This is a genomic window from Pseudomonas sp. NPDC085632 (assembly GCF_044541255.1).
Lineage (GTDB): Bacteria > Pseudomonadota > Gammaproteobacteria > Pseudomonadales > Pseudomonadaceae > Aquipseudomonas.
Window position 1 is genome coordinate 21000 of the sequence record NZ_JBITSX010000058.1, and the last position, 17314, is coordinate 38313.

The 17314-nt window shown below is 59.0% G+C and carries 18 protein-coding genes, 1 other RNA gene and 1 pseudogene; 4 read left to right on the plus strand and 16 right to left on the minus strand.

All coding sequences use genetic code 11. The annotated features are described in order from the left end of the window. The 9 genes from mraY to rsmI all read right to left on the minus strand — a co-directional run. A partial coding sequence (gene mraY / locus ACIF4X_RS25920; protein WP_397484262.1) for a phospho-N-acetylmuramoyl-pentapeptide-transferase occupies positions 1-1059 on the minus strand: 1059 nt, incomplete at its 3' end. Continuing rightward, complete coding sequence (murF, locus tag ACIF4X_RS25925; RefSeq protein WP_397484263.1) at positions 1059-2426, minus strand: UDP-N-acetylmuramoyl-tripeptide--D-alanyl-D-alanine ligase; 1368 nt, start codon at positions 2424-2426, stop codon at positions 1059-1061. The genes murF and mraY, both read right to left, overlap by 1 nt. After that, positions 2419-3882, minus strand: coding sequence for a UDP-N-acetylmuramoyl-L-alanyl-D-glutamate--2,6-diaminopimelate ligase (locus tag ACIF4X_RS25930; RefSeq protein WP_397484264.1), 1464 nt, complete (start codon positions 3880-3882; stop codon positions 2419-2421). Before ACIF4X_RS25930 ends, murF begins: the two co-directional genes overlap by 8 nt. Then, the gene (locus ACIF4X_RS25935; protein WP_397484271.1) at positions 3882-5621 is read right to left on the minus strand and encodes a peptidoglycan D,D-transpeptidase FtsI family protein; all 1740 of its coding nucleotides are present in this window, start codon (positions 5619-5621) and stop codon (positions 3882-3884) included. The genes ACIF4X_RS25930 and ACIF4X_RS25935 overlap by 1 nt, the downstream gene beginning before the upstream one ends. Next, positions 5621-5914, minus strand: coding sequence for a cell division protein FtsL (gene ftsL / locus ACIF4X_RS25940; protein ID WP_007917008.1), 294 nt, complete (start codon positions 5912-5914; stop codon positions 5621-5623). Before ftsL ends, ACIF4X_RS25935 begins: the two co-directional genes overlap by 1 nt. Beyond that, positions 5911-6858: a 16S rRNA (cytosine(1402)-N(4))-methyltransferase RsmH gene (gene rsmH, locus ACIF4X_RS25945; RefSeq protein ID WP_397484265.1), complete on the minus strand. Its 948-nt coding sequence runs from the start codon at positions 6856-6858 to the stop codon at positions 5911-5913. Before rsmH ends, ftsL begins: the two co-directional genes overlap by 4 nt. Then, positions 6855-7310, minus strand: a complete 456-nt coding sequence (mraZ, locus tag ACIF4X_RS25950; RefSeq protein WP_007917012.1) for a division/cell wall cluster transcriptional repressor MraZ — start codon at positions 7308-7310, stop codon at positions 6855-6857. The genes rsmH and mraZ overlap by 4 nt, the downstream gene beginning before the upstream one ends. A gap of 401 nt (positions 7311-7711) precedes the next feature. Continuing rightward, an RNA gene (rnpB, locus tag ACIF4X_RS25955) (RNase P RNA component class A) lies at positions 7712-8065 on the minus strand. Positions 8066-8138: 73 nt separating this feature from the next. Further along, a complete protein-coding gene (gene rsmI / locus ACIF4X_RS25960) occupies positions 8139-9011 on the minus strand; it encodes a 16S rRNA (cytidine(1402)-2'-O)-methyltransferase (protein ID WP_397484266.1) in 873 nt (290 codons plus the stop codon). 209 nt (positions 9012-9220) lie between these two features. Here rsmI and ACIF4X_RS25965 point away from each other — a divergent pair, with 209 nt between their 5' ends. The 4 genes from ACIF4X_RS25965 (at position 9221) to ACIF4X_RS25980 (ending at position 12667) form a co-directional block, all read left to right on the plus strand. Next, positions 9221-11032 (plus strand): penicillin-binding protein activator, encoded by a 1812-nt coding sequence (locus tag ACIF4X_RS25965; protein ID WP_397484267.1) that lies wholly within the window; start codon positions 9221-9223, stop codon positions 11030-11032. Further along, a complete protein-coding gene (locus tag ACIF4X_RS25970) occupies positions 11032-11394 on the plus strand; it encodes a YraN family protein (protein WP_127929715.1) in 363 nt (120 codons plus the stop codon). Before ACIF4X_RS25965 ends, ACIF4X_RS25970 begins: the two co-directional genes overlap by 1 nt. A gap of 104 nt (positions 11395-11498) precedes the next feature. Further along, the gene (locus tag ACIF4X_RS25975; protein ID WP_007917022.1) at positions 11499-12092 is read left to right on the plus strand and encodes a phosphoheptose isomerase; all 594 of its coding nucleotides are present in this window, start codon (positions 11499-11501) and stop codon (positions 12090-12092) included. Beyond that, positions 12089-12667, plus strand: a complete 579-nt coding sequence (locus tag ACIF4X_RS25980; RefSeq protein ID WP_007917023.1) for a BON domain-containing protein — start codon at positions 12089-12091, stop codon at positions 12665-12667. Before ACIF4X_RS25975 ends, ACIF4X_RS25980 begins: the two co-directional genes overlap by 4 nt. Before the next feature lie 52 nt (positions 12668-12719). Here ACIF4X_RS25980 and ACIF4X_RS25985 read toward each other — a convergent pair whose 3' ends face one another. From ACIF4X_RS25985 to ACIF4X_RS26015, 7 genes and pseudogenes are all read right to left on the minus strand, one after another. After that, on the minus strand, positions 12720-13133 hold the full coding sequence (locus tag ACIF4X_RS25985) for a ClpXP protease specificity-enhancing factor (RefSeq protein ID WP_397484268.1): 414 nt from the start codon (positions 13131-13133) through the stop codon (positions 12720-12722). A gap of 16 nt (positions 13134-13149) precedes the next feature. Beyond that, positions 13150-13767, minus strand: coding sequence for a glutathione S-transferase N-terminal domain-containing protein (locus tag ACIF4X_RS25990; protein ID WP_007917025.1), 618 nt, complete (start codon positions 13765-13767; stop codon positions 13150-13152). 146 nt (positions 13768-13913) lie between these two features. Beyond that, complete coding sequence (locus ACIF4X_RS25995; protein ID WP_397484270.1) at positions 13914-14696, minus strand: cytochrome c1; 783 nt, start codon at positions 14694-14696, stop codon at positions 13914-13916. Next, positions 14696-15907: a cytochrome bc complex cytochrome b subunit gene (locus ACIF4X_RS26000; RefSeq protein ID WP_007917029.1), complete on the minus strand. Its 1212-nt coding sequence runs from the start codon at positions 15905-15907 to the stop codon at positions 14696-14698. The genes ACIF4X_RS25995 and ACIF4X_RS26000 overlap by 1 nt, the downstream gene beginning before the upstream one ends. Further along, positions 15907-16500, minus strand: a complete 594-nt coding sequence (gene petA, locus ACIF4X_RS26005; RefSeq protein ID WP_003228055.1) for a ubiquinol-cytochrome c reductase iron-sulfur subunit — start codon at positions 16498-16500, stop codon at positions 15907-15909. The genes ACIF4X_RS26000 and petA overlap by 1 nt, the downstream gene beginning before the upstream one ends. A 270-nt stretch (positions 16501-16770) precedes the next feature. After that, positions 16771-17163, minus strand: a complete 393-nt coding sequence (gene rpsI, locus ACIF4X_RS26010) for a 30S ribosomal protein S9 (protein WP_008080273.1) — start codon at positions 17161-17163, stop codon at positions 16771-16773. A gap of 14 nt (positions 17164-17177) precedes the next feature. Further along, positions 17178-17314, minus strand: a pseudogene (locus ACIF4X_RS26015) (uL13 family ribosomal protein); the annotation flags it as partial.

Here is a 17314-nt window from a genome sequence, read left to right on the forward strand (position 1 = left end):
TCCGATGATCACGAGTATCACGTTTATGATGCATAAACTGACATTCTCGCGATGATCTGGCCAGCCCTTTATTTCAATATGGTGGTGATTCGGTGACATGAGGAACACACGGCGACCGGTCAGCTTAAAGGACGCAACCTGAATGACGACTGACAGGGTTTCCATCACGAACACGCCGCCCATGATGAACAGGACGATTTCCTGACGGACGATCACCGCGATGGTGCCCAGTGCCGCGCCGAGTGCCAACGCACCGACGTCGCCCATGAACACTTGCGCCGGATAGGTGTTGAACCAGAGGAAGCCCAGACCGGCACCGATGAGCGCGCCGCAGAACACGATCAGTTCGCCCGCGCCCGGCACGTAAGGAATCAGCAGGTATTCGGCGAATTTCACGTTACCCGACAGGTAGCAGAAGATGCCCAGACCGCCGCCGACCATCACGGTTGGCATGATTGCCAGACCGTCGAGGCCGTCAGTCAGGTTGACCGCGTTGCTCGAACCGACGATCACGAAGTAGGTCAGTACGATGAAACCGAGGCCCAGCGGAATGCTGTAGTCCTTGAGCATCGGCAGAATCAGCGTGGTTTCCACCGGCGTGGAAGCAGTCATATAAAGGAAGATCGCCGCGCCGAGGCCGAACACCGATTGCCAGAAATATTTCCAGCGGCTCGGCAGACCACGGGAGTTCTTCTCGATGACTTTACGGTAGTCGTCGACCCAGCCGATGGCGCCGAACAACAGGGTCACCAACAGAACAGTCCAGACATAACGGTTGCTCAGGTCAGCCCAAAGAAGTGTGCTGACACCAATCGAAGACAAAATCAGCGCGCCGCCCATGGTCGGTGTGCCCGACTTGGACAGGTGCGATTGCGGACCGTCGTTACGAACGGATTGACCGATCTGACGGTTCTGCAAGGTGCGGATCATCCACGGGCCATAGCACAGCGACAAAACCAGCGCGGTCAGCACACCGAGAATCCCGCGCAGGGTCAGGTACTGAAAGACCGCGAAGCCTTTGTAGAACTGTTGCAGATACTCCGCTAGCAGCAGCAGCATTAATGTTTCTCCAGACTGGACCCGCACAGAGCCGCAACGATGTTTTCCATCGCTGCACTGCGCGAACCCTTGATCAAAATGGTGGTGTTTGTGTCCTGCTCGGCGTCGAGGGCCTGGATCAGCTCGGCTTGCGTGCCGAAGTGATGCGCCTGTTCACCGAATGCGTTGACGGCGTGAACCATGTTTGGCCCGACAGCGTAAAGCGCGGAAACCTTGCCCCGGGCGTACTCGCCCACGTCGCGGTGCCCCTGCTCCGCCCAATCGCCCAACTCGCCGATATCTCCGAGCACCAGGACGGTGCGGCCGGAAAAGCCGGCGAGTATATCAACGGCCGCGCACATTGAGGTGGGGTTTGCGTTGTAAGTGTCATCGATCACGCGCATGCCGTTCTTCGCCAGTTGCGCGACGGTGCGACCCTTGACCGGTTGTACGGCGCCAAGCCCGGTGGCGATGCCGAACAGCGACACGCCCAAGGCGTGAGCGGCAGCGGCGGCGGCCATGGAATTGGCGACGTTGTGGGTGCCGAGCAGGTTCAGTTGAACGCGCTCGACACCTTCAGGTGTGTGCAGATTGAAGGCCGGGCAACCACGGGCATCGGTGCTCAGATCGCTGGCGTAGAAATCCGCCTGAGTGTTGCTCAGGGCGAAGGTCAGCACTTTGCGAGCGCCCGCACGGGCCTTCCAGATACCGAAGGCCTTGTCATCGAGATTGAGTACGGCGACGCCATCAGCGGCCAGCCCGTCGATGATTTCGCCTTTGGCTTCGACGATTTTTTCCGGCCCGCCAAACTCACCGACGTGAGCAGTGCCGGCATTGTTCAGGATCGCCACGTGCGGCTTGGTCAAGCCAACGGTGTAGGCGATTTCGCCCAGACGCGAGGCGCCCAGTTCGATCACCGCCGAAGTGTGCTCCGGGGCCAGTTCGAGCAGGGTCAGCGGCGCGCCGAGGTCGTTGTTCAGATTGCCACGGGTGGCCAGCACCGGACCGCGCGTGCGCAGGATGCTCGCGAGCATTTCCTTGACGGTGGTCTTGCCGCTGGAACCGGTGATCGCGGCGACTGGCTGAGCGAAGGCAGCACGGTTCAGCGCGCCCAACTGGCCGAGGGCCTGACGAGTGTCTTTGACCAGCAATTGCGGCAGCGTGCTGTCGGCGACTTCACGCTCGACCAGCGCAGCCACCGCGCCTTTGGCGGCGACGTCGTTCAAATAGTCATGACCGTCGAAACGCGGGCCAGTCAGGGCGATAAACAGCTGCCCGGGCTGGATCGCGCGGCTGTCGATGCTGACGCCGTCGAAGCTGGCATCAGCCGCGATCAAACGGGCATTGAGCGCGTTGGTCAGTTCGCTGAGTTTGAGGGCCTTAAGCATGGGCTACCTCCCAAGCGGTCAGAGCGTGATCGGCCTCGACCAGATCGGAGAAAGCGTGGCGCTCGCCGTTGATTTCCTGATAGTCCTCGTGACCTTTACCGGCCAGGACAATCACGTCATCGGCCGAGGCGCCGGCAATCAGTTGCGCAATAGCCTGGCCACGGCCGGCGACGAAGGTGACTTTATCCACAGCCGTGAAACCGGCGCGGATGTCTTCGAAAATCACCGCTGGATCTTCAGTACGCGGATTGTCGTCGGTGACCACGACCTGATCGGCCAGACGTTCGACCACTTCAGCCATCAGCGGGCGCTTGCCGCGATCACGGTCGCCGCCGCAGCCGAACAGGCACAGCAGTTGACCTTTGACGTGCGGGCGCAATGCAGTGAGGACTTTTTCCAGCGCATCCGGGGTGTGTGCGTAATCGACCACAACCAACGGCTGAGTGCCACCGCCAAGACGCTGCATGCGCCCGGCCGGGCCTTCGAGTTTCGGCAGTACCTTGAGAATTTCGTCGAGCGCGTAATCCAGACCGAGCAAGGCGCCGACCGCTGCCAGCACGTTGCTCAGGTTGAAACGGCCAAGCAGTGTGCTGCGCAGATGATGTTCACCCTGCGGCGTCACCAGTGTGGCGCGCACGCCGTGGTCGTCGAACTGCGCTTCGCGGCAATACAGATAGGCGCTGCTGTCGAGCAGGCTATAAGTGATCAGGCGCGACTCACGCTTTTCCGCGGCCAGTTGCCGGCCGAAATCGTCGTCGAGGTTGACCACGCGGCACTTCAGATCATTCCAGGCGAACAGCTTGGCCTTCGCCTCGGCGTACGCTTGCATGGTGCCGTGATAGTCCAGGTGATCGCGGGACAGGTTGGTCATCACCGCGACGTCGAACGCCAAGGCAGTAACACGACCCTGATCCAGACCGTGGGACGACACTTCCATGGCCACGGCTTTGGCGCCGGCCTTTTTCAGGTCGCCCAGGGTTGCTTGCACGGCAATCGGATTCGGCGTGGTGTGCAAACCGCTTTCAAGTGCGCCATAGAAGCCGGAACCCAAGGTGCCGACGATGCCGCAATGCTGACCGAGCAGATCGAGTGCCTGCGCAACCAATTGGGTCACGCTGGTCTTGCCGTTGGTGCCCGTGACACCCACAAGATTCAAGTGATGACTCGGCTCGCCGTAAAAACGCCCGGCGATGTCCGACAGCTGCGCTGCCAGGCCTTTGACCGGAATCAGCGGCACGTCGGTGATCGGCAGCACGGTGGCGCCTTCGACTTCATAAGCAACCGCAGCGGCGCCACGTTGCAGGGCATCGGCAATGTGCGCCCGGCCATCGAATTTGCCGCCAGGCACAGCGAGGAACAAATCCCCTGCGCGTACGTTGCGGCTGTCCAGCGCCAATTCACGGATCAATAGATCGTGGCCGGCGTGGGGGAATATCTTGTTCAGACTTAATGACATCAGCCGCGCCCTCCATTGGCTTTCAGCGGTACGACCGGGGTGGCATTGGCCTGTTGCGTCGTCGGCAGGTTGTCCGGCGTTACGTTCATCAGGCGCAGGGTGCCGGACATCACGCGGCTAAACACCGGCGCCGATACCAGACCACCGAAGTAGCCGGCCTTGCTTGGTTCGTCGATCACCACAACGATGGCGTAACGCGGGTCGCTCATCGGGCCAAAACCGGCGAACAGCGAGCGATACGAGTTTTCCGCGTAGCCCTTGGTGCCCACCGACGTCTTACGTGCGGTACCCGACTTGCCCGCCACGTGATAGGCCGGCACCTGCGCACGGAACACACCGCGTGGCGCTTCGATTACCTGGGTCAACATGCCTTGCATGGTTTTCGCGACGGCTTCCGGCAGCACTTGCGTGGTCTGCGGCGGCTTGTCGGTTTTGATCAGAGTCAGCGGTGCGAGGCGACCGTTATTGGCCAATGCCGAGAACGCGTGAACCAGCTGGATCGCGGTCACGGAAATACCGTAGCCGTACGACAGCGTCGCGGTTTCGGCTTTACGCCAATCCCGGTAATTGGGGAGATTACCGACGCGCTCACCCGGAAAACCGAGACCGGTGTCCTGACCCAGGCCAACTTTCTGTGCCAGACGGTAAATGGTTTCACCGCCGATATCGAACGCGACCTTACTCATGCCGACGTTACTGGAATTGATCAGAATACCGGTCATGTCCAGCACCGGCCCTTCGCTTTTGGAAACGTCCTTGATCGTGTATTTACCGATCTGCAGCGTGCCAGGATACACCTCGACGGTGTCGCTCGGCTTCCAGCGACCGGACTCGATTGCGGCGCTCATCGAGATGGCTTTCATGGTCGAACCCGGTTCGAACACGTCGATCATCGCGCGGTTACGCATCATCGCCGGTTGCAGGTTGCGACGGTTGTTCGGGTTGTAGGTCGGCTGGTTGACCATGGCCAGAATCTCGCCGGTCTTGACGTCCATGATCACCAGGCTGCCGGCCTTGGCGCCGTTCTCGATGATCGCGTTACGCAGTTCGCGGTTGGCCAGGTATTGCAGACGCAGGTCAATGGACAACGCCAAGGGCTTGCCGGCCTTGGCGTTTTTGGTGACCTGGACATCCTTGATCAGCCGTCCGCGCCGATCCTTGATGACCTGTCGTTTGCCCGGCACCCCGGCGAGCCATTCGTCATAAGCGAGTTCGACACCTTCGCGACCGTGGTCATCGATGTCGGTAAACCCGACCATGTGCGCGGTGACTTCACCGGCCGGGTAGAACCGGCGGAATTCTTCGATGCCGTAGACACCCGGCACTTTAAGATCGAGCACTGACTGGCCTTGCTCGGGGGTCAGCCCGCGCACCAGGTAAATGAATTCTTTGTTGGCCTGGGCTTCGAGGCGTTCGGTCAGGGCTTTCGGGTCCTGTCCCAGCGCAGCGGCGAGTGCCGGCCACTTCTCTTTCGCCGTTTGCATTTCCTTGGCGTTGGCCCACAGCGTGGTCACCGGGGTACTCACGGCCAAAGGCTCACCGTTACGGTCGGTGATCAGACCACGGTGAGCAGGAATCGGAATATGACGCAGACTGCGTGCATCGCCCTGACCTTTGAGGAAGTCACGGTCAACCACTTGCAAGTCGATGATGCGCCAGCAGATCGCCGCGACCATCACGCCGAGCAGCGCCACCATCAGGCGGAAGCGCCATGGGAACAGTGCGCCTTCGAGTTTCATCATGGCGCCACCATCTTCACGTCAGCCGCGCCGGGGATGTGCATTTTCAGTTGTTCGGTGGCCAGCACTTCGATGCGGCTATGCGCGGTCCAGGTGCTCTGCTCAAGAATCAGACGGCCCCACTCGGCCTGCGCCTTGTCGCGCACGCTGAGTTCGTTGTAAAGGGTGTTGAGCAACTGCCGGTTCCAGTGCGCGCTGTACGACACGGCAATGGCCGAGACGAGCACGCCGATGAACAGCAGCAGCATCAGAAAGCTGCCGCCGGGCAGTGGCTTGGCGAAAAGCTTGCTCACCGCAACTTCTCCGCGACGCGCATGACGGCGCTACGGGAACGTGGGTTGGCTTTGAGTTCGGCGTCGGAGGCCGTCTGCGCTTTGCCATGGACTTTGATTTTCGGTTCGAACGCCACATGGCGAACCGGCAGGTTGCGCGGCAGGTTGTCGGCTTCGCCCTTCACCAGCTTGCGCATGAACAGTTTGACGATGCGGTCTTCCAGCGAATGGAAACTGATCACGACCAGACGGCCGCCGATTTCCAGAGCGTCGAGTGCGGCGTCGAGGCCGGCTTCCAGATCACCCAGTTCGTTGTTGACGTGAATGCGCAAACCCTGAAATGCACGAGTGGCCGGGTTCTTGCCCTTTTCCCATGCCGGGTTGGCGACTTTCAATACTTCGGCCAGGTCGGCAGTGCGCTCGAACGGCTTGATATCGCGACGCTCGGCGACGGCGCGAGCCATACGACCGGAAAAACGTTCTTCGCCGTATTCCTTGAACACCCGGGCGATTTCTTCAGCCGGCGCGGTGTTGACGAATTCGGCAGCGCTGATGCCACGGGACGGGTCCATGCGCATGTCCAGCGGGCCGTCGTTGAGGAAACTGAAGCCGCGTTCAGCATCGTCGAGCTGCGGCGACGACACGCCCAGATCGAGCAGAATGCCGCTGACCTTGCCGCTCAGACCTTGCTCGGCAACCACCGAACCCAGCTCGGCAAAGCTGCGCTGCACAACGACAAAGCGGCCGTCTTCGGCCGCTAGCGTTTGCCCGGTGGCAATCGCTTGTGGATCTTTGTCGAACCCGATGAGCCGACCGTCCGTGCCGAGCTGGCTGAGGATCAACCGGCTATGGCCGCCGCGCCCGAACGTACCGTCCAGATAGCAGCCATCAGGACGTACGGCGAGAGCCTCGACGGCTTCGTCAAGCAGTACGGTGATGTGGTTAAAGCCGCTATCAATAGTCACAGGATCAAATCACGCAGTTCATCAGGCATCGCGCCCGGTTGTTGAATGGCAGCAAGGTCAGCGGCAGATACCGCGTTCCATGCATCCTCGTCCCACAATTGGAACTTGTTCAGCTGGCCTACCAGCATCGCGCGCTTATCCAATTTGGCGTATTCGCGCAGACGTGGCGGAACCAGAAAACGGCCACTGCCATCGAGCTCGAGGTCGACGGCGTTGCCGATCAATAAACGCTGCAAGCGACGGTTCTCTTCGCGAAGCGAAGGGAGGGCGCGCAACTTGGTTTCAATAATTTCCCACTCGTCGAGCGGATAAACACACAAACACGGATCAACGGCGTCAATGGTGACGATTAATTGGCCAGAACTGCGCGAATCGAGCTCGTCACGGTACCGGCTCGGCATAGCGAGACGACCCTTTGCGTCGAGACTGATAGCATTAGCTCCGCGAAACACGTCTGCGTTTCTCCAATTTTTATCGTTTTGAGCTCAAAAAACCCACTTCATGCCACTTTCCGCCACTTGCGCACACTATAGGAATGCGCCCACCACACCGTCAAGGCGCGGATTAAAGGAAAACCCTTACAGAACGGAGATTTAGGAGCATAAAAGGAGGCGTAACGACAATCTGGCGGAGACTTTCGACCCATAACTTGATGCAGCACTGACAGCTGCGCTCGAAAGTTAAAGTAATTTGTTAAGAGTAAGATTTTTTCGGTATTACAAAAGTGCTTCTGCTGTTGATTGAAGCAAGGTGGGAAATGGCTATTACTGCATTTGCCGCTGCCGAACTTTCAGAGCAGGCCTGCTGATATTACACAGCCCTGTTGCCAATGATTCAAGCAGGGAAAGAAAAGGTGGAGAGTCGATCTGTAAGCCGGGTTCTGTCTTGAACAGTCATTCGTCTACGATGGCCATCACTGGACATCTTTAGCAACCTACCCGGTCCCAGCGCGGGCCACGCCTTGGGACCCTATTTGGTCTTGCTCCAAGTGGGGTTTACCGAGCCACGAACTGTTGCCAGACGCGCGGTGCGCTCTTACCGCACCTTTTCACCCTTACCGGCGCCGAAGCGCTTAGGCGGTTATTTTCTGTGGCACTTTCCGTAGGCTCACGCCTCCCAGGCATTACCTGGCACTTCGCCCTATGGAGCCCGGACTTTCCTCCCCCCCCTAATTTTCATAGAGGGCAGCGACTGTCCGATCGACTCTCCGCCGCGAAGGTTAACGGCAGAGCGCCCGAAGAACAAGCGCTAAAAGCCTCAAGACCGCTATGGGCGACGGCTTACACGCCTTTCTGTTTATCCAGCGCGACCTGATAAAGGACGTTTTTACGTTCACCGGTGATCTGCGCTGCCAACGCGGCGGCACGCTTTAGCGGCATTTCCTCGAGCAACAGGTCAAGGATACGCATCGCCTCGCTGCTGACGGCGTCTTCGGACTCCGGCGCAGTCCAGCCGGCGACCAGCACTACACATTCGCCGCGCTGCTGATTGCTGTCGGACTCGACGAACGCGCGTAGTTCGGACAGCGGCAACCCCTTAAGCGTCTCGAAAGTCTTGGTGATTTCACGGGCGAGCAATGCCTGACGCTCACCGCCGAACACTGCTTCCATATCCTGCAGGCATTCAAGGATGCGGTGCGGTGCCTCATAGAAGATTAGCGTGCGCGGCTCTTCTTTAACGGCTTCCAGTCGCGCTTTGCGCCCGACCGATTTGGCCGGCAGGAATCCTTCAAAGATGAAGCGGTCAGACGGTAGCCCCGCCGCCGACAATGCCGCAATCAATGCACAAGCACCCGGCACCGGCACCACATTGATTCCGGCTGCGCGAGCCTGACGCACCAAGTGATAACCCGGATCGGAAATCAGCGGCGTCCCCGCGTCGGAGATCAGCGCCACGTTGTCGCCCGCCAACAAGCGGGTAATAAAGCGGCTACCTTCATCTCTTTCATTGTGTTCGTGACACGCGGCCAGCGGCGTGCCGATGCCAAAGTGCTGCATCAGGCGCGCCGAGTGACGGGTGTCTTCGGCAGCGATCAATGCCACTTCGCGGAGAATCTTCAGGGCCCGGGCACTGATGTCGTCCAGGTTGCCGATGGGCGTCGCCACCACATAAAGCGAGCCAGCAGCGGAATTCAGGGAACCTGGAGCAGTCAAAGCGCACACCTCGTGATCGTAAAAGCGGCCATTGTAGCGCGTCACGAGGCTTGCGATGCGTTCCAGCCGAACCCGGTTTTGCGTGCCGTTGTGCGCCGCCGCAACATTTACTCCAGCTAAATTGTCCGTTTCACGCCACTAACATCGCGCCCCGGCCAGTGCTTGGGTACAATTCGACGCTAATTTGATCGAGTATCAGGAACACTTACATGATCGCTTGCCTGCGGCTGTTCACTGCCCTCTGCCTCGCTGCCCTGTTGGCGGCTTGCGCCAGCTCCCCTTCCTCCAGCCTTGGCGAACTTCCACGGACCCCGGATGCCAGCATCGAGCAACTGCTCGAACAGGCTAGCCAGGCGAAAACCCCGGAAAAAGCCGCCCTGCTGCGCCTGAGCGCTGCGGATCTGGCTTACCGTCAGGGTAACGCCGGACAGTCCGCGCAGATCCTGCAACAAGTGCCGATGGAGCAACTCAAGCCCGGTCAGCAGATTTTTGCCAGCACCTTGAACGCTGAATTGGCGATGACGCGCAATCAGCCGAAAGCTGCGCTGACAGCCCTGAGCCATCCAAGCCTGCAACACTTGGGCGAGATGCCTGAAGAGCAGCAAGTGCGCACCGGAACCGTTCACGCCCGCGCCCTTGAGGCCGATGGTCAGACTCTGGCTGCCGCTCGCGAACGCGTGTTCATCGCCCCGATGTTGCAAGGCGACGCCGCGAGCAAAAACCACGAAGCGATCTGGACCCTGATCGGCTCGCTGCCAACCGATCAGCTGCAACCGAACAGCACCGACGATCTCGGCGGCTGGATGGGCCTGGCCATGGCGGTGAAATCCGCGGGCACCCTGGAACAACAGCAAGCTGCGATCGATACCTGGCGCGCACAGAACCCAAAACACCCGGCCGCGATCAACCTGCCGCTGCCGCTGACCAAACTCAAGGAGCTGGCCAGCCAGCCGCTGAGCAAAATCGCCCTGCTGCTGCCGCAGGACGGCCCGCTGGCCGCTGTTGGCAAAGCACTGCGTGAAGGCTTCATGGCTGCGCACTACCAGGCTCAACAGGCCGGACAAAAACCGCCAGCGATCGAGTTCTACGACAGCTCGAAGCTGACCTCGATGGACGAGTTCTACCGCAAGGCTCAGGCTGACGGCGTGCAACTGGTTGTCGGCCCGCTGGAAAAACCACTGGTCAAACAGCTGAGCACCCGTCCGCAACTGCCGATCACCACCCTCGCGCTGAACTACAGCGAAGGCGATCAAGGCCCGGCACAACTGTTCCAGTTTGGTCTGGCCGCTGAAGACGAAGCTCGCGAAGTCTCGCGCCGTGCCCGTGCCGATGGCCTGCACCGCGCTGCGATCATGGTGCCGAAAGGCGAATGGGGCGACCGCGTACTGCGTGCCTTCAGTCAGGACTGGCAGGCTAACGGTGGCAGCATCGTAGCGACCGAACGTGTTGATCAGCCGGTGCAACTGGCTCAGCAGATCGCTGACATGTTCCAACTGCGTCAGAGCGAAGCCCGCGCCAAGAGCCTGCAAAATGCCGCTGGCACCAACGTCGCCGCCCAGCCTTCGCGTCGTCAGGACATTGAGTTCATCTTCCTCGCCGCCACGCCGCAACAGGCGCAGCAGATCAAGCCGACCCTGAACTTCCAGTACGCCGGTGACGTGCCGGTTTACGCGACCTCGCACGTTTACAGCGCCAGTGGCGACGTCAACCAGTACAACGACATGAACGGCATTCGCTTCTGCGAAACCCCATGGCTGCTGGACAGCAGCGACCCATTGCGTCAGCAAGTGGTTGCGCAGTGGCCACAAGCCGCCGGCAGCCTCGGCCGCCTGTACGCGATGGGTGTCGATGCCTATCGTCTGGCACCACGCCTGGGCCAACTCAAAGCCCTGCCGGACAGCCGCATCGACGGTGAATCGGGCAGCCTTGGCATGACCCAGACCCAGCGCGTTGTGCGCCAGTTGCCTTGGGCGCAATTTGTCAGCGGCCAGGTTCAGCGCCTGCCGGACACTCCGCGCTGATGCCCGACAGGTCACGCTCGCAAAGCGGCAAGGATGCCGAGCGCCAGGCGCTCGAGCATCTGCAACAACAAGGTCTGCGCCTGCTGGCGCAGAACTGGTTTTGTAAACGCGGCGAGCTTGATCTGGTCATGCTTGATGGCGATACAGTAGTATTCGTTGAAGTTCGCTACAGAAAAAACACTCAATGGGGTGGCGCGCTCGCTAGCATTGATGAGCGCAAGCAGCAGAAACTGATTTTCGCTGCGCAGTATTTTCTTCAGCGCGAGTCGCGCTGGGCCAATTCCCCTTGCCGCTTCGACGTGGTGGCCATCGACAGCCATCCGGATCAGCTGAACTGGTTGCAGAATGCTTTCGACAGTTGATCGCCGGCGTTGCGACCCGGACAATCCCACCGACAAATTTTGCTCTTTGCTTTGCGGGCTGCACATTCATGTGCCGGACAGCCGCGCTACTTAAGGTCACACAGATGGACATGCAATCCCGAATTCGCCAGCTTTTCCAGGCCAGTATCGACACCAAGCAACAGGCGATGGACGTACTTGCACCGCACATCGAGCAAGCCAGCCAGATCATGGTCAACGCCCTGCTCAACGAGGGCAAAATGCTTTCGTGCGGCAACGGCGGCTCGGCCGGCGACGCCCAGCACTTCTCTTCGGAGCTGCTCAACCGCTTCGAGCGCGAGCGCCCGAGCCTGCCGGCTATCGCCCTGACTACCGACACGTCGACGATCACCTCGATCGCCAACGACTACAGCTACAACGAAGTGTTCTCCAAACAGATCCGCGCACTCGGTCAGCCAGGCGATGTCCTGCTGGCGATTTCGACCAGCGGTAACTCGGCGAACATTATTCAAGCGATCCAGGCCGCACATGATCGCGAAATGATTGTCGTAGCTATGACCGGACGCGATGGCGGCGGCATGGCGTCGCTGCTGCTGCCCGAGGACGTCGAGATTCGCGTACCGGCCAATGTCACTGCACGTATTCAAGAAGTCCACTTGCTGGCGATCCATTGCCTTTGCGATCTGATCGACAGCCAACTGTTCGGGAGTGAAGAATGACCCCTAATCGCCTTGGCCTTCTGGCCTTGACCCTGTGCCTCGGCATCAGCGGCTGCACCTCGGTGGTGAACGCCAGCCGTGAAGCACCGATCGACGACGACCGTGGCACGCGCACCTTCGGCAGCAAGATCGACGACTCGTTGATCGAAACCAAAGTCGGTGTGAACGTGGCCAAGGCCGACCCGGCCCTGGACAACGATTCGCACATCGTCGTCACCAGTTTCAACGGTGTTGTATTGCTGGCCGGTCAAACCCCTCGCGCAGACTTGAAAGCCAAGGCCGAGCAAGCGGCAGCCGCCGTCCAGCGGGTAAAAACCGTTCATAACGAACTGCAGGTCATACCGCCGTCCGGCTTCCTGGCTCGCCAGAACGACACCTGGCTGACCTCCAAGATCAAGACCCAGATGCTCACCGACGCCAGCATCCCTGGCTCGCGTATCAAGGTTGTGACCGAGAACGGCATCGTCTACCTGCTGGGCCTGCTGACCAAACAGGAAGCCACTCAAGCGACCAATCTGGTTCAGGGTGTTTCCGGCGTACAGAAAATCGTCAAGCTGTTCGAGTACATCGACTGACAGCCGAAACGCGCACATAAAAAAAGGCGATCCATCCGGATCGCCTTTTTTATTACTTCACCACTTTCAAACTAGGCCGGCCACTAGGGCGCGGCGGCTCGCTGTCCGGCGGCGGCATGTCGTCATCCGACTCGATCTCTTCTTCGTCATCCATCGGCGACTCGAGATCAAACACCATGCCCTGACCGTTCTCCCGGGCGTAGATACCCAGAATCGCGCTGATCGGCACGTACAAGCTGTGCGGGACGCCACCGAAGCGACCTTCGAAGGTCACCACGTCGTTGTCCATGTGCAGATGACGCACGGCACTCGGCGAGATGTTCAGGACAATCTGCCCGTCGCTGGCGAAGCCCTGCGGCACTTGCACCGCCGGGTACTCGGAATTGACCAGCATGTGCGGGGTGCAATCGTTATCAACAATCCACTCGTAGAGCGCGCGGACCAGATAAGGTCGACTGGAGTTCATAGCGGCTCCTTAAGCCTTAGCGCATATCGCGTTCGACACCAGACAGACTCGCCTGGAAAGCCTCACGCGCAAACGAGCGCTCCATATAATCAAGCAGCGGCTTGGCTGGCCGCGGCAGTTCAATACCCAGAATCGGCAAACGCCAGAGTATTGGCAATAGGCAGCAATCCACCAGACTTTGTTCCTCACTGAGGAAAAACGGCTTGTCGGCAAACAATGGCGACACGCCCGTCAGGCTTTCACGCAATTCCTTGCGCGCCACGACACGCGCGGCCTCCTTGGACTTGGGATCCAGAATCAGATCCACCAGACCACACCAGTCGCGCTGAATACGATGAATCAGCAGACGGCTGTTGGCACGCGCCACCGGGTAAACCGGCATCAACGGCGGATGCGGGTAACGCTCATCCAGATATTCCATCACCACGGTCGACTCCCACAACGCCAGGTCACGATCGACCAGCGTAGGGAGACTGCCGTAAGGGTTCACCTCAATCAGTTTAGGCGGCTGGCGACCAGCTTCCACATAAATGATCTCGGCGCTGACACCCTTCTCTGCAAGCACAATGCGCACTCGGTGGGAATAGTGGTCGGCGGGGTCGGAGTAACAGGCCAACCGATTGGTCACGCCCATGGCGATCCTCCTCGCTTGTTGAAATTATCGGAACCGGAAAAACGCGCGCGCCCAGAGGGCGCCTCCCGCATCGCCTGGCTGACCAGACGTTGCGTTATCGGAGGCGCCCTTGGGCGCGCGCGATTAACAGCAATGCTTGAAGCGTATCAGTGCACGTCTTTCCAGTATTCACGCTTGAGCAGGTAGGCGAACACAAAGAAGAACGCCAGGTACAGCAAGACATAAGTACCGATGCGCTGATGTTGCAGCTTAACCGGGTTAGCCGAGTAAGCCAGGAAGGTTACCAGATTCTTGACCTTCTCATCGAACTGCTCTTCGTTCAGAGCACCGGATTTCGGCACGATGGTCAGTTGATCGCACGCTTCATGGGTCAGCGGCGTACCAGTCAGCGGATCATATTGCTTCTTGCCGTCCTCGACGATCTGCACCTGTTTGCAACCCACGACCTGACGACCTTGCAGGCCGACCAGCACGTTAGGCATGCCGACGTTCGGGAAGACCTTGTTGTTCACGCCCCAGGGACGTGCCGGATCTTCGTAGAACGAACGCAGGTAACCGTAAAGCCAGTCGGTGCCACGTACGCGAGCAACCAGGGTCAGGTCCGGCGGCGCTGCGCCAAACCAGGTCTTGGCGTCCGTCGGCTGCATGCCGATGTTCATGTGATCACCAATCTTGGCACCGGTGAACACCAGCTTCTCCAGCATCATCTCGTGAGGAATGCCCAGATCATCGGCAACCCGCTCGTAACGCTGGAACTTGGCACTGTGGCAACCCATGCAATAGTTGGCAAAGGTACGTGCGCCATCCTGCAGGGCGGCCTTGTCGGAAACGTCGATGTCGACTTTTTCCAGCTCCGGACCACCGTGTTCAGCGGCGAAAGACAGGACAGGCAAAGCAGCAAAAATCAGAGCAAAAAATAACTTTTTCATCAGCCAGTCACCCTTTCCGGAACCGGTTTGGTCTTCTCGAGCCTGGTGTAGAACGGCATCAGAATGAAGTAGGCGAAGTACAGGAAGGTGCAGACCTGCGACAGCAAGGTTCGCTCCGGCGTCGGCGCAAGCACACCGAGAATGCCGAGGATCACGAACGAAATGCAGAACACCAGCAGCCAGATTTTGCTCATCCAGCCTTTATAGCGCATCGATTTGACCGGACTGCGGTCCAGCCACGGCAGCACGAACAGCACCGCAATCGCCGCCCCCATGGCGATAACGCCCATGAGTTTGTCAGGGATCGCGCGCAGGATGGCGTAGAACGGCGTGAAGTACCAAACCGGGGCAATATGCTCTGGAGTCTTGAACGGGTTGGCTTGCTCAAAGTTGGGTTTTTCGAGGAAGTAGCCGCCCATTTCCGGGAAGAAAAACACAATAAAGCAGAAGATAAACAGGAATACCACGACACCGACAATGTCCTTCACGGTGTAGTACGGGTGGAAGGCAATGCCGTCCAGCGGGATGCCGTTTTCGTCTTTGTGCTTCTTGATGTCGACGCCATCGGGGTTGTTCGAACCCACTTCGTGCAACGCCAGAATGTGCAGCACCACCAGACCGAGAATCACGATCGGCAGCGCGACAACATGCAAGGCGAAAAAGCGGTTCAAGGTGATCCCGGAGATCAGGTAGTCACCACGAATCCACTGGGTCAGGTCGTTTCCGATCACCGGAATCGCACCGAACAGCGAGATGATCACCTGGGCACCCCAGTAGGACATCTGGCCCCATGGCAGCAGATAACCCATGAAGGCTTCGGCCATCAGCGCCAGGTAAATCAGCATGCCGAAGACCCAGACCAGCTCGCGCGGTTTCTGGTACGAACCGTAGAGCAGACCACGGAACATGTGCAGATACACCACGATGAAAAACGCCGAAGCGCCGGTCGAGTGCAGCAGACGCAGGATCGAGCCGTACTCGACGTCGCGCATGATGTATTCAACAGAGGCGAACGCTTCTTCTGCCGACGGCGTGTAGCTCATCGTCAGCCAGACACCGGTAACGATCTGATTCACCAGCACCAGCAGCGCCAGGGAGCCAAAGAAGTAGAAGAAGTTGAAGTTTTTTGGAGCGTAATACTTGCTGAGATGGTCTTCCCACATTTTGGTCGCAGGAAAGCGCGCATCAACCCAATCCATGAACTTGCTCATCACGCTTTCTCCGTATCGACGCCAATGACAATCAGGTCATCGGTCTCATAGGAATGCGGGGGAACTGGCAGGTTCAAAGGCGCAGGTTGCGACTTGTAGACGCGGCCAGCCAGATCGTAGTGGGAACCGTGGCAAGGGCAGAAATAGCCGCCGACCCAGTCTTTGCCCAGATCCGCAGGTGCCACTTCGGGACGGAAAGTTGGTGAGCAACCCAGGTGTGTGCAGATCCCGATCAGCAGCAGAATTTCCGGCTTGATCGAGCGCACTTCAGGGTCGACATAGGTAGGTTGCGTGGAGTTTTTGGAGGTTGGATCGGAGAGCTGGCCCTCGATCTTCTTGAGATTCCCCAGGATTTCCGCAGTACGGCGGACAATGAACACCGGCTGGCCGCGCCACTCAGCAATCATCTGCTGTCCTGGCTCGATTTTGCTGACATTCACTTTCACCGGTGCACCGGCGGCTTTCGCCTTGGCACTGGGAAACCATGACCCCACGAACGGGACCGCAGCCCCCACCGCTCCTGCAGCACCCACCACGGATGTGGCTGCTACCAAGAAGCGACGCCGGCCTGCATTCACGCCGTCATTGCTCATTCAGTCCTCTCCCATCAGCTTTTGTGGCCTGTTAAATCAGGCATCTACTAAATAAATCAATGTTACTTATAAAAATTTTGCCGAGATGGTAATGAAAAGCCCCAATTCTGACAAGGGAATTACCCAGAGCTCATACCCTCAAGCCTTGCAGTATAGGGGGTCTACGGAAGTGGCAAGTTGTCGCAGCGCAATTCTTTGATAAATCACAGGCATAAAAAAACGCCCGCTTCCGTGAGGAGGCGGGCGTTCTTTTTGAACGCGGAAGCGGAATTAACGCTTCGAGTACTGCGGACGCTTACGCGCTTTACGCAGACCAACTTTCTTACGTTCAACTTCACGGGCGTCGCGAGTAACGAAGCCAGCTTTGCGCAGAGCGCCACGCAGGGTTTCGTCGTAGTCCATCAGAGCGCGAGTGATGCCGTGGCGGATTGCGCCAGCTTGACCACTTACACCACCACCGATCACGGTGACGTAGATGTCGAACTTCTCGACAGTCTCAGTCAGCTCCAGCGGCTGGCGAACTACCATACGGGCAGTTTCACGGCCGAAGAAGTTTTCCAGCGAACGGTTGTTGATGGAGATGTTACCAGTACCCGGACGCAGGAAAACGCGTGCGGTTGCGGTCTTGCGACGGCCAGTGCCGTAATTTTGAGTCGCCGACATAATGTACTATTCCGTTAAAACTTCAGTTCTTGGGGCTGCTGAGCAGTATGTGGGTGTGCAGCGCCCGCATAGACTTTCAGCTTACGGTACATGTCGCGACCCAGTGGGTTTAGGCAGCATGCCTTTAACCGCGGTCTCGATCACGCGCTCA